The sequence below is a fragment of the Streptomyces sp. HUAS ZL42 genome, assembly GCF_040782645.1.
Lineage (GTDB): Bacteria > Actinomycetota > Actinomycetes > Streptomycetales > Streptomycetaceae > Streptomyces.
In genome coordinates this window covers 5,433,132-5,454,810 of the sequence record NZ_CP160403.1, presented here as the reverse complement: position 1 = coordinate 5,454,810, position 21,679 = coordinate 5,433,132, and the positions used below count along the sequence as shown (strand labels likewise).

Genomic DNA, 21,679 nt, shown 5'->3' with positions numbered 1-21,679 from the left:
GTGGGGACGCCCGATTCCTCCTCTCGGCAGGTCGTTACACGGTGGCACTGGTGCCGTTCAGGCACCGTTCTGTCCATACCGGCTGGTCGGCATCACGCTTCCGGTCGACTCGCTCTGTTCGTGACGGGCGCCGCGGCCGGCCTTACGTTGGAAGGCGTGAGCTTCGCTTCGGCCGCGGGCCGGGACCGGGAGACGAGGACGGTACGGGGCACGCTGCCGGCCGGCTCGCCGGACTTCGTGTACGTCCCCGTCGAAGTCCCGTCCGGAGTGCGGGAGATCAGGGTCGCGTACACCTACGACAGGCCGGCCGTGCCGACCGGGACGCCGGGCAACGCCCTCGACATCGGCCTCTTCGACGAGCGCGGTACGGAACTCGGCGGGGAGGGCTTCCGGGGCTGGTCGGGGGGCGCAAGGACCGAGTTCTTCGTCCGGGCGGACGAGGCCACGCCGGGGTATGTGCCGGGGCCGGTGCGGGAGGGTACGTGGCACATCGCGCTGGGGCCGTACACGGTGTCGCCCCAGGGGCTGGCGTACGAGATCACGATCACGCTGACGTACGGGGAGCCGGGGACGGCCGTCGAGCGGACCTACCCGCCCTCCCGCGCCGAGGGACGGGGCCGGGCCTGGTACCGGGGCGACTGCCATCTCCACTCCTGGTACTCCGACGGCCGCCGCACCCCCGCCGAGATCGCGGCGCTGGCGCGGGCGGCGGGGCTGGACTTCATCAACACGTCGGAGCACAACACCCATGCGGGGCACGCGCATTGGGCGGATGTGGCCGGGGACGACCTGCTGGTGCTGCTGGGCGAGGAGGTCACGACGCGCAACGGCCATGTGCTGGCGCTGGGCACGGACCCCGGCACCTTCGTGGACTGGCGGTACCGGGCCCGCGACAACCGCTTCGGCCGGTTCGCCCACCGGATCCGCAGCGCGGGCGGTCTCGTCGTCCCCGCTCACCCGCATGCCACCTGCATCGGCTGCAACTGGAAGTTCGGCTTCGGCGAGGCGGACGCGGTCGAGGTGTGGAACGGGCCGTACACGCCGGACGACGAGGTGACGCTCGCGGAGTGGGACAACATGCTGGTCGCGTCGGTCCGTCACGGCCGTGCCTGGATCCCGGCGATGGGCGGCAGCGACGCGCACCGGGCCCCGGACGTGGTGGGGCTGCCGCAGACGGTGGTGCTCGCCGACGACCTGACCCGGGAGGCGGTCCAGGAGGGCCTCCGCGCCGGGCGGTCGTACGTCGCCGAGTCGAGGAACGTCTCGCTCGCGTTCACGGTTTCGGGCGGGCAGGGCGAGCACGCCGGTATCGGAGAGCGGCTGCGGGTCGACCGGGACACGCCGGTCACGGCCCGGCTGGAGGCCACGGGCGCGCCTCGCTGCACGGTGCGGTTCGTGACCGATCAGGGGGTGCTGTTCACGAGCGCGCCGTTGCCGGTGTCGGGGGCGGGGGTCGTGGAGTGGCGTACGACTGCGGCGTACGCGGCGTACGTACGGGCGGAGTTGCGGCACGAGACTGCGGTGGGGCCGTTGCCGGGGGCGATGGCGGCGTTCACGAACCCGGTGTTTTTGGGCGGTTAGGGCCCGTCCGGCGGATCAAGTCGCAGGGCCCCGGGACCGTCGCCTCCATGACCGGATCACACGGCTCGCACACGGTCGTGTCCACGGGTCGAGGTAGGACACCGGCCACTTGAGCCCGACCCGGCGGGAGGCGTTCAGGCCGGGGGCCGCGGCCTTGGCGGGCGCTGGTCCGGTCAGCCGGCGGCCTCGTCCGTCAGGTCCGCGACGACCGCCGCATGGTCCGACGGCCAGACCCCGTCCACGGGGCCGTCGCCCGCCCGCCGTACCGCTCGCACGCGGCCGAGGCCGGCCGGGCCGGGCGGGGCCACGTGGATGTAGTCGACCCGTACACTCGGCCAACCGGCGGCCGCGGCGTACGGGTTCGCCGCGTCCCAGGTGGCGGAGGGGGCGGACGGGTCGGCGTACTCCCAGGCGTCGAAGAGGACCTGGCCGGGGACGGCCGGGGCGGTCTTGTAGCCGCCGAAGAGGCGGATCTCGTCGGAGTCGGGCCAGGCGTTGAAGTCGCCGGTGACGACGGGCGGGAAGGGGCCGTCGCCGCGGTGCCGGGAGACGAACTCGGCGAGTGCGGTGACCTGGCGGCGGCGTACCGCCGAGGCACGCAGGGGCGAGGTCAGGTGGGTGGTGAAGAACGGGACCTCGTACGCCGGGCCGGCCAGGCGGGTGTACAGGGCGAGGCGTCCGTCGTCGATGTCCTCCGGCGCGGGCAGCGGCAGCACCTCGCGGGCCACGATCGGCCATCTGCTCAGCACGGCGTTGCCGATGCCGACCGTGGCGTCCCCGATCCGCCGCTGCCAGCGCTGCGGCGCGTGCGAGGGGGCCCAGGCGCAGTGCAGGCCGAGTTCGGCGGCGAGCCACTCGGCGAGGTTCTCGCCGCCCGCGGCCCACACCTCCTGCAGTCCGACGACATCGGGGCGCAGTTCGCGCAGGGCGGCGAGGATCGCCTTCTGGCGCGCTTCCCAGGGCCCGAAGCGCCACCACAGGTTCCAGGTCACGACCCGCATTCGCAGCCACCCGCTCTCGTTCACGCCGCGTCGGGGACCATTGAAGCAACCGTTCGACCGTCCCACCGCTCCCACGGGGAATCACGAGAAACAAGGAGCCCACTGACGATGTCCCGCCTCGCCGACCTCAGGTTCCGTGCTGCCACCACCTTCCAGCGTCGCGTCGGCAACCCGGTGCTGCGCCGGATCCCCCTGCAGACGGTCCTGGAGACCACGGGCCGTGTCTCAGGTGTGCCGCGCCGGACCCCGGTGGGCGGCCGGCGCGTCGGCGACTCTTTCTGGCTGGTCTCGGAGTTCGGCGAGCGGTCGCAGTACGTCCGCAACATCAAGGCCGATCCGCGGGTGCGGGTGCGGATCCGGGGACGGTGGCACACGGGCACGGCCCATCTTCTCCGCGACGACGACCCGATCGCCCGCCTGCGTTCCCTGCCCCGCTTCAACAGCGCCGCGGTCCGGGTGCTCGGCACGGGGCTGCTGACGGTGCGGGTGGATCTGGACGGCTGACGCCGGTCAGCGGGTCCTGAGCGCCCTCACCCCGGCCACACGATCGCCTGCACCTCGCTGTACGCGTGCAGGGCGTACGAGCCCACGTCCCGGCCCACCCCGCTCTTCTTGAAGCCGCCGAACGGTGCCTCCATGTTGCGGCCGACCGTGTTGATGCCGACGCCGCCGGCCCGCAGTCGGCGGGCGACGCGGAAGGCTCGGGCGACGTCGGCCGACCAGACATAGTCGATGAGGCCGTAGTCGGTGTCGTTGGCGAGGGCCACGCCCTCGTCCTCCTCGTCGAAGGGGATGACGGACACCACCGGGCCGAAGATCTCCTCCCGGGCCACGCGCATGTCGTTCGTGCAGTCGGCGAGGAGAGTGGGGCCGACGTAGAAACCCCGGTCGGCCGACGGCCGTTCGCCGCCGGTGACGACCACCGCGCCCTCCTTGCGGCCCAGTTCGACGTACGACTCCACCCGGTCGCGGTGCGCCGCCGAGATCACCGGGCCCACCACCGTGTCCGGCTCGCGCGGGTCGCCCACCTTCAACCGGCGTGCGTACGCCGCCAGTTGTTCGACCAGGCGGTCGTAGACGCCCCGCTGCGCCAGCACCCTCGTCGGCGCCGTGCAGATCTGTCCGCTGTAGAACGAGAACGTCGTGCCGATCCCCGCCACCGCCGACCCGATGTCCGCGTCGTCGAAGACGACCGCCGCGCCCTTGCCGCCCAGCTCCATCAGCTGGCGTTTCATCGCCCGGCCGCACACCTCGGCGATGCGCTGTCCCACCGCCGTCGATCCCGTGAAGCTGACCATGTCGACGTCCGGTGAGTCCACGGCCGCCTCGCCGACCTCGGCCGAACGGCCCGAGACCACGTTCACCACTCCCGGCGGGGCGCCCGCCGCCTCGAGGGCCTCCGCCATGCGGTAGACCGACAGCGGGTCCTGCGGAGCCGGTTTCACCACCACCGTGTTGCCCATCGCCAGCGCCGGTGCGATCTTTCCGGCGGGGTTGGCCCACGGGTTGTTGTACGACGTGATGCAGGTGACGACCCCGACGGGCTGCCGCAGGGCGAGGGCGCCCATCACGCCCGCCCTCCCCATCGGGCCGGCCTCGTTGATCTGCGGCGGGATCGCCCACTCGGCGGGCTCCACGCGCGCGTACCGACGGAAGCGGGCGGCCCCGACGCCCACCTGCATGCCGCGCGCCGTCCCGGTCGTCGCCCCGGTCTCCGCCCGGGCCAGGTCGGCGTACGGCAGGAAGCGCTCTCCGATGATCTCCGCCGTGCGTGCCAGCACCGCCGCCCGTTCCTCCGGCGCGGTGCCCGACCACGGTCCGAAGGCCTCGCGGGCCGCGGCGCAGGCCGCGTGCACCTGATCCCGCGAGGCCTCCGGTGCCCACCCGACGGTCTCCTCGGTCGCCGGGTCGACCACCTGGTAGTGGCCGCCGTCCGGCTCCACCCACGCGCCACCGACGAACAGCCGCTGCCCGTCGCTCACTTCGTGCTCACCGTCTCGGTGTCCCGCCCGGAGCGCAGCACCTTCCCCGGCACGGCGCCCGTCACCACGTCGTCCCGCATCGCCTCCACCCCGTTGACCCACACGGCCCGCACCCCGATCGCCCGGGAGTCCAGCCGCGGACTCTCACCCGGCAGGTCGTGCACCAGGGTGGCCTTGCCGGCGTCGATCCGTTCCGGGTCGAAGAGGACCAGGTCCGCATGGAAGCCCTCCTCGATCCGGCCCCGGCCGCGCAGCCCGAACAGCCGCGCCGGGTCGTCCGTCAGCATCTTCACCGCCTGTTCCAGGCCCACCAGCCTCCGGCCGCGCAGACAGTCGCCGATGAAGCGTGTCGTGTAGGGGGCTCCGCACATGCGGTCCAGGTGCGCGCCCGCGTCGGAGCCGCCGAGCAGCACGTCCTCGTGCTGCCAGGTCTCGGCCCGCAGCGCCCAGGACGCCGGGTCGTTGTCGGTGGGCATCGGCCACAGGACGGTACGCAGGTCGTCGGCCGCGCAGATCTCCACCAGGCAGGAGAAGGGGTCCTGGCCGCGTTCCGCCGCGATGTCGCCCACGACCCGTCCGGTGAGGCCCTCGTTCTGCGGGCTGTACGTGTCGCCTATGACGTACCGCCCGAAGTTCGCCAGCCGCCGGAAGACGCCCGCCTCCTTCGAGTCGGCCCGCCTCAGCATCTCCGCGCGCACGGAGGGGTCGCGGAGCCGCTCGATCCGTTCCGGGACCGGAAGGCCGAGGACCGGCCCCCATCCCGGGATCAGGTTCAGCGCGCAGAACGTGCCCAGGGACATGTTCATCGGGGTGAGGATCGGCATGGTCAGGGCCACCACCCGGCCGCCCGCCTTCCGCGCCCGCTCGCTGGCCGTCAGCTGCCGGGGCACACGCTCGGGCACGGTCGCGTCGATGGTCAGGACGTTCCAGTTCAGGGGGCGTCCCGCGGTCGCGCTCATCTCCACGAACAGGTCGATCTCCGCGTCGCTGAACTGGTCCAAGCATCCCGCGACGATCGCCTCGATCTGCGTGCCCTCGTGCTCGCCGACCGCCTTCGAGAGCGCGAGCAGCTCCGCCGGCTCGGCGTGCCTCGACGCCACCGGCCGCCCGTCACCGTCGGAGTGTGTCGTCGACTGCGTGGTGGAGAAGCCCCAGGCACCCGCGTCCATCGCCTCGTGGAGCAACTGGACGATCTCCGCGAGCTGCTCGTCGCTCGGCCGCCCGCCCACCGCGTCCGGGCCCATCACGTAACGCCGCAGGGCACAGTGCCCCACCATGAAGCCCGCGTTGACGGCGATCCGGCCCTCCAGTGCGTCCAGGTACTCCCCGAATCCGTGCCAGCTCCAGGGCGCGCCCTCCTCCAGCGCGACCAGGGACATGCCCTCCACCCTGGACATCATGCGGCGGGTGTAGTCGGCGTCCTCGGGGCGTGCGGGATTCAGGGGCGCGAGGGTGAACCCGCAGTTCCCGGCCGCGACCGTGGTCACTCCATGGTTCAGGGAGGGAGTGGCGTACGGGTCCCAGAAGAGCTGCGCGTCGTAGTGGGTGTGGGGGTCGACGAAGCCGGGGGCGAGGACGAGTCCGGTGGCGTCCTCGGTGGTACGGGACTCTTCGGTGATGGTCCCGACGGCGGCGATTCGGCCCTCCCGGATACCGACGTCCGCAGTGCAGGCGGGCGCTCCCGTCCCGTCGACGACGGTCGCCCCCTTGATGACGTGATCGAGCATGGGCCTTGCCTCCCTGAATCCCGGCGCAGTGGATCTACCTCAAGGGGCGCGGGGAACTGCGCGACCAGCCACGAACGGCCCGCACCCCGCGACGGCGATCAAGCGGCCTGACGGAACCGCGTAGTCCGATGCACAGGATCCGTATCGATCTTCGGAATCACGTGCTCCCCGATCAGCCGAATCGTCTGCAGCGTCTCCTCCTTCGGCACCCCCACCGGCAGCCCGAAACTCAACTGATCGGCTCCCGCCTGCTCCCACCGCTTGCACTGCCGCAGCACCTCGTCCGGGTCGCCGCAGATCAGCAGCTCCTCCTCCACGAGGAGTTCGACGAACTCGGCCGTGTACTCGGGCAGCGTCTCCGGCCACACGGGGAATCCCTCGGGCCGCGGGAAGGTGTCGTGGTACCGGAACACCAGCGAGGGCAGATAGTGCAGCCCGCCGTTCACGGCAATGGAGATCGCCTCGTCGTGCGTGGGCGCACAGATCGCCGTCGTCGTCACCATCACGTTGTCGTTGACGAAGTCCCCGATCGGCTCGGCGTTCACGATCGCCGTCTTGTACTGCTCGAGCACCCACTCCATGTCGGACACCTTCTGGATGCTGAAGCCGAGCACCCCGAGCCCCTTCTTCGCGGCCATGGCGTACGACGGCGGCGATCCGGCCGCGTACCACATCGCGGGGTGCGACCTGCCGTACGGCTTGGGCAGGATCTTGCGCGGCGGCAGCTGCCAGTGCTTGCCCTGGAAGCCGGCGTACTCGTCCTGCAGCCACATCTTGGGGAACTCGGCGATCGTCTCCTCCCAGATCTCCTTGGTGTAGTTCATGTCCGTCACGCCCGGGAGGAAGCCGAGGATCTCGTGGGAGCCGGCGCCGCGGCCGGACCCGAACTCGAAGCGGTTTTTGGAGAGGTGGTCGAGCATGGCGACCTTCTCGGCGACCTTCACCGGGTGGTTGACCTGGGCGAGGGGGTTGAAGATCCCCGACCCGAGGTGGATGCGTTCCGTCGCGTGGGCGAGGTAGCCGAGGAAGACGTCGTTGGCCGAGAGGTGGGAGTACTCCTCCAGGAAGTGGTGCTCGGACGCCCAGGCGTACTTGAAGCCGGACCGGTCCGCCTGGATGACGTACTCGGTCTCCTCCATCAGCGCCTTGTGCTCGGCGAGCGGGTCGGTCTCGGCGCGCTTGCCCACGTATCCCTGTACAAACAGCCCGAATTCCAAGGAGAGTCACCGTCCCCAGTCTCTTCTGACACACCGTCAGATTTGCTTGCGGCCGACTGTGGCACCGCGGGCATGCACCGTCAATACCTGACGATGCGTCAGAGAACCGAAACCCCGGCCAGCCACCCTCCGTCGATCACGAACGGCTGCCCGGTGATGTAGGAGGACTCCTCGGAGGTGAGGAAGAGCGCCAGCCGGGCCACCTCCTCCGGCCTCCCGATCCGGCCGAGCGGCACCAGCTTGCGATAGAGCGCGTCCAGGGCCTGCGAGGTCTCGCCGGCGTCCGCGTCCGGGTCGAGCTGGGAGGGGTTGGACATCGCGGTGTCGATGGCGCCGGGGCACATGGCGTTGACGCGTATGTTCTGGTGCGCCAGTTCCAGGGCGGCGACGCGGGTGAGGCCGAGGATCGCGTGCTTGGTCGCCGCGTAGGAGCCCACTGCGGCCATGCCGGTCACGCCGGTGTACGAGGCGGTGTTGACGATCGTCCCGCCGCCCGCGGCGGCGATCACCGGCGCGAGGGTCCTGACGCCGAGGAAGCAGCCGACCTGGTTGACCTGGACGACCTGCATGAACTCGTCGAGCGGTGTGTCGACGAGCGAGTTGAAGCGCAGGATGCCCGCGTTGTTGACCAGCCCGTCGATGCGGCCGTACGCCCTCTTGGCCGCGGTGACGGCGGAGCGCCAGTCGGCCTCCCGGCCCACGTCGAGGTGGACGAAGAGCGCGCCGATCTCCTCGGCGAGGGCCGCGCCCTGGTCGTCGAGGACGTCGGCGACCACGACCTCGGCCCCCTCCTGCCTGAACAGCCGGGCCTCCCGCTCCCCCTGGCCGCGTGCGGCGCCGGTGACGAGGACGACTCGTCCGTCGAGCTTGCCCATGCGGTACTCCTCAGAGGTCGGGCGCCACTTCGGCGCCGAAGGCCGCCATCTGGTCGGTGAGTTCGGTGCGGCTCCGGCAGCGGAACCGCACCTGGATCTGGTGCACGCCCATCGCGCGGTACGCCCGCAGGGACTCGGCGAGTGCGTCCGCGGGGCCCGTGAGGGTGCGCCGGCCGACGTCCCAGGCGGGTGTGCCGACGTACAACGGCTCGGTGATGGCGCCGATGGTCAGCGGCTCATCGATGCCTGCCTCGGTCCGCAGCCGCCTGATGCGGGCGATCTGCTCGGGCAGCCGGTCCCGCGGGTCTCCCTGCGGGAGCCACCCGTCGCCCTTGAGCGCGGCCCGGCGCACGGCGGCGGGTGAGGAGCCGCCGACCCAGAGGGGGACGTGCCGCTGGGCCGGCCTGGGGCGCTGGCCGAGTCCCTCGAAGTCGTAGAACTTGCCGTGGTGTTCGGGGAACTCGTCCGGGCCGAGGGCGGCCCGCAGGGCGTCGACGCACTCGTCGAGCACGGCACCGCGCTGCCGGAAGTCCACTCCCAGCGCCTCGAACTCCTCCTGCACATGTCCGGCCCCGACCCCGAGGATCAGCCGCCCCTTGCTGAGGTGGTCGAGGGTGGCGTACTGCTTGGCGGTCAGGAGCGGATGCCGCAGTCCGACCACGGCCACGTGACTGAGCAGCCGCACCCGCTCGGTCACAGCCGCCACATACGCGAGCGTGGCGACGGGGTCGTACCAGACCGTGCTCATCGCGGAGGCGAGCCGGCGCGGGATGGCCACGTGGTCGCAGCTCGCGAGGTAACCGAAGCCGGAGCGGTCGGCGACCCGGGCGATGGCGACCAGGTCGTCGGGACCGGCGGCGGCCTCCCAGGGCTCGGCGTAGATCGTGCTCTGGGACTGGACGGGGAGCTGCATGCCGTACGAGAGGGCGGTCACCGCCACAGTCCTTCGGGGGTGAGTCCCAGCAGCTCGATGGCGTTCGTCCGGACGATCCGCTCCACCACCTCCGGGTCCAGGTGCCCCATCTGGGCCTCGCCGACCTCGCGGGACTTCGGCCAGGTGGAGTCGGAGTGGGGGTAGTCGGTCTCGTACAGCACGTTGCCGACCCCGATGGAGTCGAGGTTCCGCAGCCCGAAGGCGTCGTCGAAGAAACAGCCGTACACATGCTCGGCGAACAGCTCGGAGGGCGGCCGGTGGACCTTGTCGGCGACGCCGCCCCAGCCGCGGTTCTCCTCCCACACCACGTCGGCGCGCTCGAGGATGTAGGGGATCCACCCGATCTGCCCCTCGGCGTACATGACCTTGAGGCCGGGGAAGCGCTCGAACTTGCCGCTCATCAGCCAGTCCACCATCGAGAAGCAGCAGTTGGCGAAGGTGATGGTGGAGCCGACGGCGGGCGGGGCGTCGGCGGAGGTGGAGGGCATACGGCTGCTGGAGCCGATGTGCATGGCGATGACCGTGCCGGTCTCGGCGCAGGCCGCGAGGAAGGGGTCCCAGTCGTCGGTGTGGACGGAGGGCAGGCCGAGGTGCGGGGGTATCTCGGAGAAGGCGACGGCGCGCACGCCGCGGGCCGCGTTGCGCCGGACCTCCTGTGCCGCCAGCTCGGCGTCCCAGAGGGGGATGAGGGTGAGGGGGATGAGCCGGCCCCGCGCGTCCGGCCCGCACCACTCCTCCACCATCCAGTCGTTGTAGGCCCGGATGCAGAGCATGCCCAGCTCGTGGTCCTCGGCCTCGGTGAAGGTCTGGCCGCAGAAGCGGGGGAAGGTGGGGAAGCAGAGGGCCGACTGGACGTGGTTGACGTCCATGTCGGCGAGGCGGGCGGGCACGTCGTACGAACCGGGCCGCATCTGCTCGTAGGTGATGATCTCGAGCTTGATCTCGTCCCTGCTGTAGCCGACCGCGGTGTCGAGGCGGGTGAGGGGGCGGTGGAGGTCCTCGTAGACCCACCAGTCGCCGAGCGGGCCGTCGTCGCTGCCGGGAGTGCCCATGACGGGCTTGAAGCGGCCCCCGAGGAAGGTCATCTCCTTCAGTGGCGCGCGGACCGTGCGCGGACCGGTGTCCAGGAACTTCTTCGGGAGGCGGTCCTGCCAGACGTTCGGGGGTTCGACGGTGTGGTCGTCGACGGAGATGATCAGCGGGAAGGTCTCATGGGTCTCCATGTCCGCCACGGTAGCGCTGATCTGACGGTGCGTCAGCTACGCGGAAGCGCTGGTGATGCTCGCATCTGCGCGGAACTGTGCGGAGAGCGTGTGAGGGCCTTGTGATATCCCGTGCGCCCAGCTGCGCAGTGCCTGTGATCGGCGTCTCCCCCGGCTGACGCAGTCGCCCTGAACAAGGCAAACTAACGTAGTTGTTGAGGATGCCTAGGGGGACCCCGATGGTGGACGGTGAACCGCGCGTGCCGGAGCAGAGGCGTCCCGGCTCCTCCGAGGAGCCGGCGGAGCTGCGCTTCAGCCTGCTCGGTCCGGTGCGGGCCTGGCGCGGCGAGGAGCCGCTGGCCACGGGTTCCCCCCAGCAACGGGCCCTGCTGGCCGCGCTGCTGCTGCGCGAGGGCCGGACGGCGACGGCGGCGGAGCTGATCGACGCGCTGTGGGGCGAGGAGCCGCCGTCGCAGGCGCTGGCGGCGGTGCGGACCTACGCGTCCCGGCTGCGGAAGGTGCTGGACCCGGGCGTGCTGGTGAGCGAGTCGGGCGGGTACGCGATCCGTTCGCTGGGCGAGGGCGCCCTCGACCTCGCCGTCGCACAGGACCTGGCGACGGAGGCGGAGAAGGCGAAGAACGCCGGGGACCTGTGCCATGCGCGGGAGGTACTGGGCCGGGCGCTGGCGTTGTGGGACGGGGAGACGCTGGCCGGGGTCCCGGGCGCGTACGCGGAGGCCCAGCGGGTCCGGCTCGAGGAGTGGCGGCTGCAACTCCTCGAATCCCGCCTGGACATGGATCTGGAGCAGGGCTGCCACGCGGAGGCGGTGTCCGAGCTGACGGCGCTGACGGCGGCGCACCCGCTGCGGGAGCGGCTGCGCGAGCTGCTGATGCTGGCGCTGTACCGCTCCGGCCGCCAGGCGGAGGCGCTGGCGGTCTACGCGGACACACGGCGGCTGCTGGCGGACGAGCTGGGCGTGGACCCGCGCCCCGGTCTGCGCGAGCTGCAGCAGCGCATCCTGCAGGCGGACCCGGGCCTCGCGGAACCGTCGGCCCCGAAGGCGGAGCCGGCCGCCGCGCCGGTGCGCCCCGCGCAACTTCCGGCGACGGTCCCGGACTTCACGGGCCGCGTGTCCTTCGTGTCCGAGCTGGGCGAGGTGCTGGCGTCGGCCGAGGGCCGGGTGATGGCGGTGTCGGCGCTGGCGGGCATCGGCGGCGTGGGCAAGACGACGCTGGCCGTGCACGTGGCGCACCAGGCGCGGGGCTCGTTCCCGGACGGGCAGCTCTACGTCGACCTCCAGGGGGCGGGGCCGAGGGCCGCGGAACCGGAGACGGTGCTGGGGTCGTTCCTGCGTGCCCTGGGCACGGCCGACTCCGCGATCCCGGACTCCCTGGAGGAACGGTCGGCGCTGTACCGGTCGGTCCTCGACGGCCGCCGGGTCCTGGTGCTCCTCGACAACGCGCGGGACGCGGCACAGGTACGGCCCCTGCTGCCCGGCACGGAGGGCTGCGCGGCGCTGATCACGTCCCGGGTGCGGATGGTGGACCTGGCCGGGGCGCACCTGGTGGACCTGGACGTGATGTCCCCGGACGAGGCGCTGCAGCTGTTCACGAAGATCGTGGGCGAGGAACGGGTCGCGGCCGAGCGGGAGGCCGCGCTGGACGTGGTGGCGGCGTGCGGCTTCCTGCCGCTGGCGATCCGCATCGCGGCGTCGCGCCTGGCCGCCCGCCGTACCTGGACGGTCTCCGTGCTGGCGGCGAAGCTCGCGGACGAGCGCCGCCGCCTGGACGAACTCCAGGCCGGCGACCTGGCGGTCAAGGCGACCTTCGAGCTCGGCTACGGCCAGCTGGAGCCCGCGCAGGCGCGCGCGTTCCGGCTGCTCGGGCTGGCGGACGGGCCGGACATCTCGCTGGCGGCGGCCGCGGCGGTCCTCGACCTGCCCGTGGAGGACACCGAGGACCTGCTGGAGGCCCTGGTGGACACGTCGCTGCTGGAGTCGGCGGCGCCCGGCCGCTACCGCTACCACGATCTGGTCCGGCTCTACGCGCGTGCCTGCGCGGAACGGGACGAGTGGCCGCCGAGGGAACGAGAGGCGGCGCTCTCGCGGCTGCTGGACTTCTACCTGGCGACCGCGGCGGGCGTCTACGCGATCGAGCGGCCGGGGGACCGGCTGGTGGACCACCTGCAGCACACGGCGTATCCCGGGCTGGCCTTCGGGAACCGGCACCAGGCGCAGGACTGGCTCTACGCCGAGGCGATCTGCCTGCTGGCCTGCGTGCGGCAGTCCGCGGGCCGGAAGGAGGCCCTGCCGAGGGCCATCGATCTGCTGTGGGCCGCACACGACCTCTCGGAGTCCGGGGCGAACTCCAAGGAATACGAGGCGACCGCCCTCGCCCTGCTGGAGGCGTCCCAGTCGTTCGGCGTTCCCCGGGCGGAGGTGCGGGCCCTGACGACCCTGGTGTCCGTCCGGCATGTCGGCGGCCGCTTCGAGCTGGCCGACCGGGCAGCCGAGCGCGTCACCCTCCTGGCCCGGGAGACCGACGACCTGCTGCCCGTCTGCTGGGCCAGCAACGCGCGCGGCATCATCGCGCTCTACCAGAACCGCCACGGTGACGGAGAGGAACACCTTTCCCAGGCCATCGAGCACTTCCGCACCCTGGGAGACCGGCCCGGCGAGGCGAGCGCCCTGTGCAACCTCTCCCGGATCCACCTCGCGACGGGGCGGACGAGAAGCGCCGTCGCGCTGGCACAGCAGGGCATCGACATCTACGACGCCATGGGCAACTCCATGCGGGGCGCCAACGGCCGCTACGCACTCGGCCTTGCCCTCACCCAGGGCGGCGAACTGGACGCGGCGGCCGCCAGGCTCCACGAGGCCCTGGAGGTCTTCCGCGACAGCCGCCAGCGCCTGTGGGAGGGCATGACCCACTTCCGCCTGGCCGAGGTCGACCTGGCCGCACGACGCCCCGCCGAGGCCGCGACCAAGGCCGAGATGGCGCTGACCGTGCTGCGCGGCATCGGCGGGGAGTGGCGGCGCGGGAACGTCCTGACCGTCCTCGGACGCGCCCTCACCGGCATCGGCCAACTCGGCCGCGCCCAGGTCTGCTGGCAGGAAGCGCTGCGGATCTACGAGGAGCTGGGCTCACCGGAGGCCGTGGAGGTGCGCGCGCTGCTGGCCCCCGTCCGGGCCGCTTGAGTCCTGGGGTCCGTCCAGCGGATCATGCCGCGGACGCGGGGCCCGGCACGCACATCCGCCGCGTTGTCGTCGGTCTCCCCCACTCTCGACTCCGCTCGAGCGGGAGGGACCCCCGTCGCTCCGCGTCGGCTCCCTCCTCCGCCTTGCAACTGCACGCTCCCCCACGCTCGAACAACCTCGCGCGGGGGCACCCCCATCGCCCCGCTCACCGGCGCTGCATGGATGCCGCGGCTTCCCTGCGACTTGATCCGCCGGACAGGCCCGGTCGGCCCTGGTCGAGGCGTTCATCATTCGTTTATCGCCGCAGGCCATGCTCGACTCAGTCGATCCGTCGCGTCGGGGGGCAGACGGGTCACTGCGGAGGCCCTCGCACCTGCCAACCAGGGTGAGCGGCCCAGGCGGCCCGTCCGGCCACCCTCGGGGGAGTGGCCGGACGGGCCCCGCCTAGTCCACGTACTTGAACCGCCTCAAGGGGAGTTGAGCACATGAGCGACGAGCTCAAGCCGCAGGACCTGCACGCCACCGGCACCACGGACGGCGAGGTCACCACCGAGGACCTGCACGCCACGGACGCGGACGTGACGCCCCAGGACCTGCACGCCACCGAAGAGCCCATCGAGACCAAGGACCTGCACGCCACGTCGGAGCCCTTCAAGCCGACGAAGTAAGCCTCCACACACGGGGATCGGCCGCGGCGGCCCGGAGGGGAGCCGCCGCGGCCGGGATACGTCCGGACGGGGCCGAGCGAAAGCTCGGCCCCGTCGCCGTGCTGCCCGCCTCCGCGCTCACGGACGACGCTCGGCGCTCCCCCGCAACTCCCCCTTCACCACTTTCCCGCTCGCGTTCCGAGGCAGCTCCCCCACGAACTCCACCGACCGCGGGACCTTGTAGTTGGCCATCTCGCGTCGGGCCCAGGCGATCAGGTCGTCAGCGGTGAGTACCGATCCCTGCCGCCGTACCACGTACGCCTTGCCGACCTCGCCGAGCCGGGCGTCCGGTACGCCGATGACCGCCACGTCGGCCACGTCCGGGTGGAGGCCCAGGAGTTGCTCGATCTCCGCGGGGTACGCGTTGAAGCCGCCGACGATGAACATGTCCTTGATGCGGTCGGTGATGCGGAGGTTGCCCGCCTCGTCCAGGACGCCCACGTCGCCCGTGCGCAGCCAGCCGTCCGGTGTGAGGACCTCGGCGGTCGCCGTCTCGTCCTCGTAGTAGCCGCGCATGACGTTGAAGCCCCGGACCAGCACCTCGCCGGGCTCGCCGACCGGCGCCTCGACTCGCACCTCCGTGCCGGGTATCGCCCGCCCGGACGTCGAGGCGATCACCGGCAGCGGGTCTCCGCGCCGACACATCGTCACGATGCCGCTCGCCTCCGAGAGGCCGTACGCGGTCAGGACCGTCTCCACACCCAGCTCCCCGCGCAACCGCTCCACCAGCTGCAACGGCACCACCGCCGCGCCCGTCACCACCAGCCGCAGGGCCGACAGATCGTGCGTGTCCCGCGCCGGGTGGTCCAGCAGCGACTGGTGGAGGGTCGGCGGGCCCGGCAGCACCGACACCCGTTCCGCCGAGATGTTCGCGAGCGCCGTGCCGACGTTGAACACCGGCTGCGGGATCATCGTCGCGCCGCGCATCAGACAGGCGATCACTCCGGCCTTGTAGCCGAACGTGTGGAAGAAGGGGTTCACGATGAGATAGCGGTCGCCCTGCCTCAAGCCGGCCAGGTCGCACCAGACTTCGTACGCCCGCAGCGTCTGCGCGTGGGTGATCACCGCACCCTTGGGACGGCCCGTCGTACCGGACGTGAAGACGATGTCCGACGGCCAGGAGCCCTGCACCGCCGAGGCGCGCGCCCGGACCTCCGCCTCGCCGACCCCGTCCCCGCCCGCCAGAAAGTCCTTCCAGGTGCGGTAGTCGGCCGGTGCGTCGTCCGACAGCACCACCACCTGCTCCAGATCCGGCAGCCCCGGCCCCTCCGCGACCGCGCGGCGCAGCGAGGCCACGTACGACGTGCCGAGGAAAGTGCCGGTCACGAACAGCAGCCGGGCCCTGCTACGGCGCAGCACGTCCGCCGCCTCCGCGCCCTTGAAGCGGGTGTTGATCGGGACGAGCACCGCGCCCGTTGAGACCGCGCCCAGCGCGGCCACGATCCAGTCCAGCGTGTTCGGGGCCCAGATCCCGACCCGGTCGCCCGGGGCGATGCCGCCTGCGACGCAGGCCGCCGCCGACCGCTCGACACGGGCGCCGAGCTCCGCGTACGAGATCCGGGTACGGCCCTCCACCACCGCCTCGACGGCCGGATAGCGCTCGGCCGCGGACCGGACGAGTCCCGGAACGCTGCCCCACTCCAGATCACCGCGCACAGCACGCCTCCCAACCCCGTAGCTGACTACCCGTCAGATTAGCTGTACCCTGACGGCCTGTCAGCAGCCCTTCAGCAGCATGGAGGTGTGCGCATGGCCGGACTCAAGGACGCCACCGCCATCGTCGGCATCGGCCAGACCCCCTTCGCCAGACATCTCGACGAGGACGAGAAGACCCTCGCCTGCCGTGCCGTCCTCGCCGCCCTCGACGACGCCGGCATCGCGCCCGGCGAGGTCGACGCCCTCGCCTCCTACACCATGGAGGAGACCGACGAGGTGGAGCTCGCCAAGGCCGTCGGCTTCGGTGACCTCACCTTCTTCAGCCGCGTCCCCTACGGCGGGGGCGGCTCCTGTGCCACGGTCGCGCATCTCGCCACCGCCATCGCCGCCGGGCAGGCGACGGTCGGGGTCGCCTGGCGGTCCCGGAAGCGGGGGTCGGGGCCACGCCCCTGGACCGACACCGCCGTCCAGCTCCCCACCCCCGCCCAGTGGACCCGGCCCTTCGGACTCCTGCGGCCCGCCGACGAGATAGCCATGCTGGCGCGCCGGTACATGCACGAGTACGGCGCCACCCGCGACCACCTCTTCAACGTCGCCCTCGCCTGCCGCAACCGCGCCAACCAGAACCCGGCCGCCGTCATGTACGAACGCCCCCTGACCCGCGAGATGTACATGACCTCCCGATGGATCAGCGAGCCGCTCTGCCTCTTCGACAACTGCCTCGAGACGGACGGGGCGCTGGCCTGCGTGATCGTCAGCCGGGAACGCGCGCGCGACTGCCGCCGCACCCCCGTCTACGTCCACTCCGCCGCCCAGGGCCTGCCCGCCCAGCACCACGGCATGGTCAACTACTGGAACGACGACCCCCTCACCGGACCCGCCTGGACCGCCGCCCGCCATCTGTGGAAGCACGCCGACCTCACTCCACAGGATGTGGACGTCGCCCAGATCTACGACGCTTTCACCCCCCTCGTACCGCTCTCCCTGGAGGGCTACGGCTTCTGCGGCCGCGGTGAGGGCGGGGCCTTCACCGAAGGGGGCGCGCTCGAGATCGGCGGGCGGCTGCCCGTCAACACCGGCGGGGGCGGGCTGAGCGAGGCCTATGTGCACGGCTTCAACCTCATCAACGAAGGGGTGAAGCAGCTGCGGGGTACCAGTACCGCCCAGGTGCCGGGTGCCGCCACCTGTCTCGTCACGGCGGGCGAGGGAGTCCCCACGTCCGCCCTGCTGCTGAGGAGTTGAGTGCGATGCTGACTCCCGTCGCCGATTCCGACGGCGCTCCCTTCTGGCGGTACGCCGCCCGGGGCGAGCTCCGTGTCCAGGCCTGCGCCGACTGCGGGGAACTCCGCTTCCCGCCACGGCCGTGCTGCCCCCACTGCCAGTCCTTCGACGGCGAGTGGCGGCCGGTGTCGGGGCACGGCCGTGTCTGGTCGTACGTCGTCCCCCATCCGCCGCTGCTTCCCGACTACGCGGAGCAGGCGCCGTACAACGTGGTCGTGGTCGAGCTGGCCGAGGCTCCGCGCATACGGCTGGTCGGCAATCTCGTCGCCGAGCCCGGAGCGGCTCTCGGCTCCCTTCCCGTCGAGCGCATCCGCATCGGGGCCAGGGTGCAGGTCGTCTTCGACGGCAACGGCCTTCCCCAGTGGGTTCTGGAGCGCCCATGAGCCTGCGTCTGACCGCCGACAAGGACACCGGTGTCGCCGTCGTCACCCTCGACCGGCCGGCCAGGCTGAACGCCGTCGACCTCGAGACGGCGCGGGAACTCGCGGACACCTGGCGTGGGTTGCGCTTCGACGACTCCGTACGGGCCGTCGTGCTCACCGGCGCCGGGGAGCGGGCGTTCTGCACCGGGCTCGACCGGGACGTGGTGGTGCCGCAGCCCAACTCGCCCTACATGCAGGACGATCCGCTGCTCCGGATCGGGCCGAAGGCGAACGACCTGTGGAAGCCGGTCGTCGCCGCGGTGCGGGGAATGGCCTGTGGGGGTGCCTTCTATCTGCTCGGGGAGTGCGAGTTCATCGTCGCGGACACGACCGCTTCCTTCTTCGACCCGCACACCACCTACGGCATGGTCAGCGCGTACGAGTCCGTGCTCATGGCGCAGCGGATGCCGTTCGGGGAGGCGGCGCGGATGATGCTGATGGGGACCGCCGAGCGGATGTCCGCCCGGCGGGCGCACCAGATCGGGCTGGTCTCCGAACTCACCGAGCCGGGTGGCGCGGTGGAGGCGGCCGTGCACTGCGCCACCGTCATCGCCGGCTATCCGGCGGAGGGTGTCCAGGGCACCGTGCGCGCGCTGTGGGCGGCCCAGGAGGCCGCCCGCGCCCAGGCGTTCGCCCAGGCACCGCACCTCATCGCGCTGGGAAACCTGCCGACCGAACGGCAGGCGGAACTGTTCGCCGGACGGACGACCGCCGAGCCCCGCATCCGCTAGGGCAGGCCCCTAGGGCCGGTTCACACCGGCGGTGCCACCGGGTCCGCGTCGCAGTGGGCCACCTTGGCCGCGTCGGCCGAGGACAGCTTCATGCCCACCGTCACCGTACTCCCCGCGGCCACCTCCACCTCCATACCTCGCTCTTCGACGGTGGCGCCGCTCGCGTCCTTGAAGGCGATGTCGACCTTGAAGGTGCCGTCCCGGTCGTTGCGGTTGGTGACATCGAACTTCGCGGCCGGGTCGTCCTTCGTCGCGCACTCCACCACCTCGACGTCGGCGGCATCCGCGGTCGTGGCGGTCTCCCCGGACGAACTGCCGGAGCCACTGGTGTCGTCGTAGTCGTCATCGTCGTGGTACGAGCCCGACCCCGAGGAGGAACCCCCGGACGTCGACGACGAGCTGTCGTGGTCCTGGCTCGAGCTGCTGCAGCCGCCGCCGCTCCCGTCGCTGTCGTGCTTGGTGCCGTGACCGCGTCCCGTCGAGAATCCGGTCAGTGCCAGGACCACCATCGCCGTCACCGCTGTGAACTTGAGCCCACGTCCCCGTAGATGCATGCCGTCACTCTATGCAGCTGCTGTCACGATCATGTCACTGCGTGGCGACGACCGCGTACCCGGCGTAGCGTCTGGGGTGAGAGCGGCGGACAGGGCCGCTCCCCGCAGCGACGGCCGCCGTCTGGAACCCCTTCCGTGCGCCCGGTACGACGGCCGTCCCGGGACCGGGACCGCCGTGTCAGGCGGTCCGCGCCGTACCGGTCCCCTTCTCCGCGTCGAGCGCGTACACACAGCGGTCCTTGCTGCACGCGTACACGACGCCGTCCTTCACCACCGGCGATCCGGTGATCTCGCCGCCGGTCGCCAGCTTCCACCGCAGCCGGCCGTCGTCGGCCTTCAGCGTGTACAGCAGGTGGTCCGTCGAGCCGAAGTGGATACGGCCCTCCGCCACCGCCGGGGCGCCCACGATGTCGCCGCCCGCCTGGAAGCGCCACTTGGGCGTGCCCGTGACGGCGTCCAGGGTGTAGAGGCCCTTGCCGCTGCCCACGTGGACATGGCCCGCGGCCACCAGGACCGGTTCGACGGACGCCCGGGACTCCGTGGCGATGCGCCAGCGGTCGCGGCCGTCGGTGGCGTCGAGGGCGTACACCGTGCCGAGGTAGTCGGCCAGGTAGACGCCGCCGCCCGTCACGGCGGGGCCGGGCACGAAGGTGGGCGGGGAGAGGAAGACGGCCGGGGCCTCGAAGTGCCAGCGCACCATGCCGCTCGCCACGTCGACCGCCAGGACGCGCGCCCCGGCGGACAGGTACACGTACCCGTCCGGGCCGTGGGTCACGCGGACCGGGACTCCGCCGCAGGAGGCCGCGTCGCCGATCGGGTAGGACCAGCGCTCGTCACCCGTCCGGGCGTCCAGGGCGCGCAGGCGGGCGTCCTGCCAGACGTACACCGTGCCCTCGTGGACGGCCGGGCCTGCCTCCGGGGACTCGAAGTCCGTCTGGCAGCCGGTGATCTCCCACAGCTTCTGGCCGCCCGAGGCCTCCCAGGCCTGGACTCCGCCGCCGCGCGTGCCGGTGACGACCGTGCCCCGGTCTGCCTTGAGCGAGTACACCCAGGCGTCCGTCGACAGCCGCCACAGATCGGCGCCCTCGCGGGCCTCCAGCGCGAACAGCGTGGGGCCGTCGGAGGCGTGGATACGGCCCTCCGACACCGCCATCGACCAGGCCACGTCCCGCGTCTTGAAGCGACGGCGGCCGGTCGCCACGTCCAGCGCGTGCACCTCGAAGGAGGTGACGTAGACGAGGTCGTCCGCGACCTCGGGGGTGCCCCAGACGTCGTTGGACATGCGGAAGCGCCAGGGCCGCCAGCCGGCCGCCGTCTCCGGGGGCACGGGCTGCGGCGCCGGTACGGCAGGGCCCACGGCGGGGTCTGTGCCGTTGACTCCGGGGCGGGGCCTTGACCAGGAGGCGACCAGGCCGGCCTCCGGCGGGGGCGCCTTCACGGCGGCCGCGCGGGCGTCGGCGACGCGCGGGCCGGGCCCGATCGGCACCGCCGCGCCCGCCAGCCGCACGGGGCCGGTGTCGGGCGCGCCGACCGGCAGGGGCGCGGGATACGGGGCCGGGAGGACGGGGTCGCGTGAGGGCGGGGGCGGTACGGCGGGGCGGCCGCCGCCGCTGCGGGGGCCCCCGGCGGGCTTGACCGCGGGGCGGCCGCCGCGGCGCGACTCGATGAGGCCCACCGCGCGCTCGGGCAGCCACGCCGACGCCGTACCGCTGTCGTCGGAGCCGGAGCCGAAGAGATGCGGGGCGAGCTGGGCCTGGAGGTCCGCAGGGTTGGGGCGGCCGGCGGCCTCCATCTGCATACAGGACTCGATGAGCGGCCGGAGCTCGTCCGGGAGGCCCTCCAGGTCGGGGCCCTCGCGCAGCAGCATGAAGACCGTCTCGACCGGGTTGGCCCCGTGGAAGGGCGGGTGTCCGGTGGCGGCGAAGACCAGCATGGAGCCGAGCGAGAAGACGTCGCTCGCCCCGGTCACGCTGCGGGAGTCCTTCGCCTGCTCGGGCGACATGTAGGCGGGCGTTCCGACGGCGACGTTCGTCATCGTCAAACGCGTGTTCGAGACGCCGGACGCTATGCCGAAGTCGATCACGCGGGGGCCGTCCTCGACGACGAGCACGTTCGACGGCTTGAGGTCCCGGTGCACCAGCCCGGCACCGTGGATCGACTGCAGCGCCTCCGCCACGCCCGCCGCGAGCCAGCGCACCGCCTGGGCCGGGAGCGGCCCGCACTCGTTCACTATCTCCTCGAGCGAGGGCGCGGGGACGTACGCGGTGGCCAGCCAGGGCACGGCCGCACGGGGGTCGGCGTCGACCACGGCCGCCGTGTAGAAGCCGGAGACCGCCCTGGCCGCCTCCACCTCACGGGTGAAGCGGACACGGAACAGCTGGTCCTCGGCGAGTTCCGTACGGACCGTCTTGATCGCCACGCGCCGGCCGGACGCCGAGCGCGCGAGATAGACCAGCCCCATGCCGCCGGCACCCAGCCGTCCCAGCACCTCGAACGGCCCGATCCTGCGCGGATCGTGCTGTGTCAGCTGATCCACCACTTGCCTGCCACCTCCCCGTACGAGCCGCGTCACCCACATATGTACGCGACCCCGTGCAGCGTCTCACCACCGC

General features: G+C 72.1%; 17 protein-coding genes. 7 read left to right on the top strand and 10 right to left on the bottom strand.

All coding sequences use genetic code 11. The features are described 5' to 3' along the window. Positions 1-75 precede the first annotated feature (75 nt). Positions 76-1,581 (top strand): CehA/McbA family metallohydrolase, encoded by a 1,506-nt coding sequence (locus ABZO29_RS25180; RefSeq protein WP_367326237.1) that lies wholly within the window; start codon positions 76-78, stop codon positions 1,579-1,581. Between the two features lie 173 nt (positions 1,582-1,754). On the opposite strand, the gene ABZO29_RS25175 is transcribed toward ABZO29_RS25180, so the two are convergent. Then, positions 1,755-2,582, bottom strand: coding sequence for an endonuclease/exonuclease/phosphatase family protein (locus tag ABZO29_RS25175; RefSeq protein WP_367322445.1), 828 nt, complete (start codon positions 2,580-2,582; stop codon positions 1,755-1,757). A gap of 108 nt (positions 2,583-2,690) precedes the next feature. Between ABZO29_RS25175 and ABZO29_RS25170 the strand changes: the two genes are divergently transcribed. After that, a complete protein-coding gene (locus ABZO29_RS25170; protein ID WP_367322444.1) occupies positions 2,691-3,086 on the top strand; it encodes a nitroreductase/quinone reductase family protein in 396 nt (131 codons plus the stop codon). A 26-nt stretch (positions 3,087-3,112) separates the two neighbouring features. Here ABZO29_RS25170 and ABZO29_RS25165 read toward each other — a convergent pair whose 3' ends face one another. The 6 genes from ABZO29_RS25165 to ABZO29_RS25140 all read right to left on the bottom strand — a co-directional run bounded on the left by ABZO29_RS25165 (position 3,113) and on the right by ABZO29_RS25140 (position 10,540). After that, on the bottom strand, positions 3,113-4,564 hold the full coding sequence (locus ABZO29_RS25165) for an aldehyde dehydrogenase family protein (RefSeq protein WP_367322443.1): 1,452 nt from the start codon (positions 4,562-4,564) through the stop codon (positions 3,113-3,115). After that, positions 4,561-6,291 carry an amidohydrolase family protein gene (locus ABZO29_RS25160; protein WP_367322442.1) on the bottom strand — a complete coding sequence of 577 codons (1,731 nt, stop codon included), beginning with the start codon at positions 6,289-6,291 and terminating at the stop codon, positions 4,561-4,563. The genes ABZO29_RS25165 and ABZO29_RS25160 overlap by 4 nt, the downstream gene beginning before the upstream one ends. Before the next feature lie 98 nt (positions 6,292-6,389). After that, a complete protein-coding gene (locus ABZO29_RS25155) occupies positions 6,390-7,508 on the bottom strand; it encodes an LLM class flavin-dependent oxidoreductase (RefSeq protein ID WP_367322441.1) in 1,119 nt (372 codons plus the stop codon). 98 nt (positions 7,509-7,606) lie between these two features. Further along, positions 7,607-8,383 (bottom strand): SDR family NAD(P)-dependent oxidoreductase, encoded by a 777-nt coding sequence (locus ABZO29_RS25150; protein WP_367322440.1) that lies wholly within the window; start codon positions 8,381-8,383, stop codon positions 7,607-7,609. A gap of 10 nt (positions 8,384-8,393) precedes the next feature. Next, entirely contained in the window at positions 8,394-9,296 is a 903-nt protein-coding gene (locus ABZO29_RS25145) for an LLM class F420-dependent oxidoreductase (protein ID WP_367326235.1), read from the bottom strand. A 17-nt stretch (positions 9,297-9,313) separates the two neighbouring features. Continuing rightward, a complete protein-coding gene (locus tag ABZO29_RS25140; RefSeq protein WP_367322439.1) occupies positions 9,314-10,540 on the bottom strand; it encodes an amidohydrolase family protein in 1,227 nt (408 codons plus the stop codon). Between the two features lie 218 nt (positions 10,541-10,758). Between ABZO29_RS25140 and ABZO29_RS25135 the strand changes: the two genes are divergently transcribed. Both ABZO29_RS25135 and ABZO29_RS25130 read left to right on the top strand, forming a co-directional pair. Then, entirely contained in the window at positions 10,759-13,716 is a 2,958-nt protein-coding gene (locus ABZO29_RS25135) for a BTAD domain-containing putative transcriptional regulator (protein ID WP_367322438.1), read from the top strand. 485 nt (positions 13,717-14,201) lie between these two features. Further along, on the top strand, positions 14,202-14,384 hold the full coding sequence (locus ABZO29_RS25130; protein ID WP_367322437.1) for a hypothetical protein: 183 nt from the start codon (positions 14,202-14,204) through the stop codon (positions 14,382-14,384). Positions 14,385-14,501: 117 nt separating this feature from the next. On the opposite strand, the gene ABZO29_RS25125 is transcribed toward ABZO29_RS25130, so the two are convergent. Continuing rightward, complete coding sequence (locus ABZO29_RS25125) at positions 14,502-16,079, bottom strand: FadD3 family acyl-CoA ligase (protein ID WP_367322436.1); 1,578 nt, start codon at positions 16,077-16,079, stop codon at positions 14,502-14,504. A 93-nt stretch (positions 16,080-16,172) separates the two neighbouring features. Here ABZO29_RS25125 and ABZO29_RS25120 point away from each other — a divergent pair, with 93 nt between their 5' ends. From ABZO29_RS25120 to ABZO29_RS25110, 3 genes are read left to right on the top strand one after another with little or no spacing between them, the layout of a single operon-like run. After that, positions 16,173-17,321, top strand: a complete 1,149-nt coding sequence (locus ABZO29_RS25120) for a lipid-transfer protein (RefSeq protein ID WP_367322435.1) — start codon at positions 16,173-16,175, stop codon at positions 17,319-17,321. Between the two features lie 5 nt (positions 17,322-17,326). Next, positions 17,327-17,743 carry a Zn-ribbon domain-containing OB-fold protein gene (locus tag ABZO29_RS25115; RefSeq protein WP_367322434.1) on the top strand — a complete coding sequence of 139 codons (417 nt, stop codon included), beginning with the start codon at positions 17,327-17,329 and terminating at the stop codon, positions 17,741-17,743. Further along, positions 17,740-18,513 carry an enoyl-CoA hydratase/isomerase family protein gene (locus ABZO29_RS25110; protein WP_367322433.1) on the top strand — a complete coding sequence of 258 codons (774 nt, stop codon included), beginning with the start codon at positions 17,740-17,742 and terminating at the stop codon, positions 18,511-18,513. Before ABZO29_RS25115 ends, ABZO29_RS25110 begins: the two co-directional genes overlap by 4 nt. Before the next feature lie 20 nt (positions 18,514-18,533). Here the strand turns inward: ABZO29_RS25110 and ABZO29_RS25105 are convergent, their stop codons facing one another. Beyond that, positions 18,534-19,067 (bottom strand): hypothetical protein, encoded by a 534-nt coding sequence (locus ABZO29_RS25105; RefSeq protein WP_367322432.1) that lies wholly within the window; start codon positions 19,065-19,067, stop codon positions 18,534-18,536. A 178-nt stretch (positions 19,068-19,245) separates the two neighbouring features. Further along, positions 19,246-21,606: a PQQ-binding-like beta-propeller repeat protein gene (locus ABZO29_RS25100; protein ID WP_367322431.1), complete on the bottom strand. Its 2,361-nt coding sequence runs from the start codon at positions 21,604-21,606 to the stop codon at positions 19,246-19,248. Between the last annotated feature and the right edge of the window lie 73 nt (positions 21,607-21,679).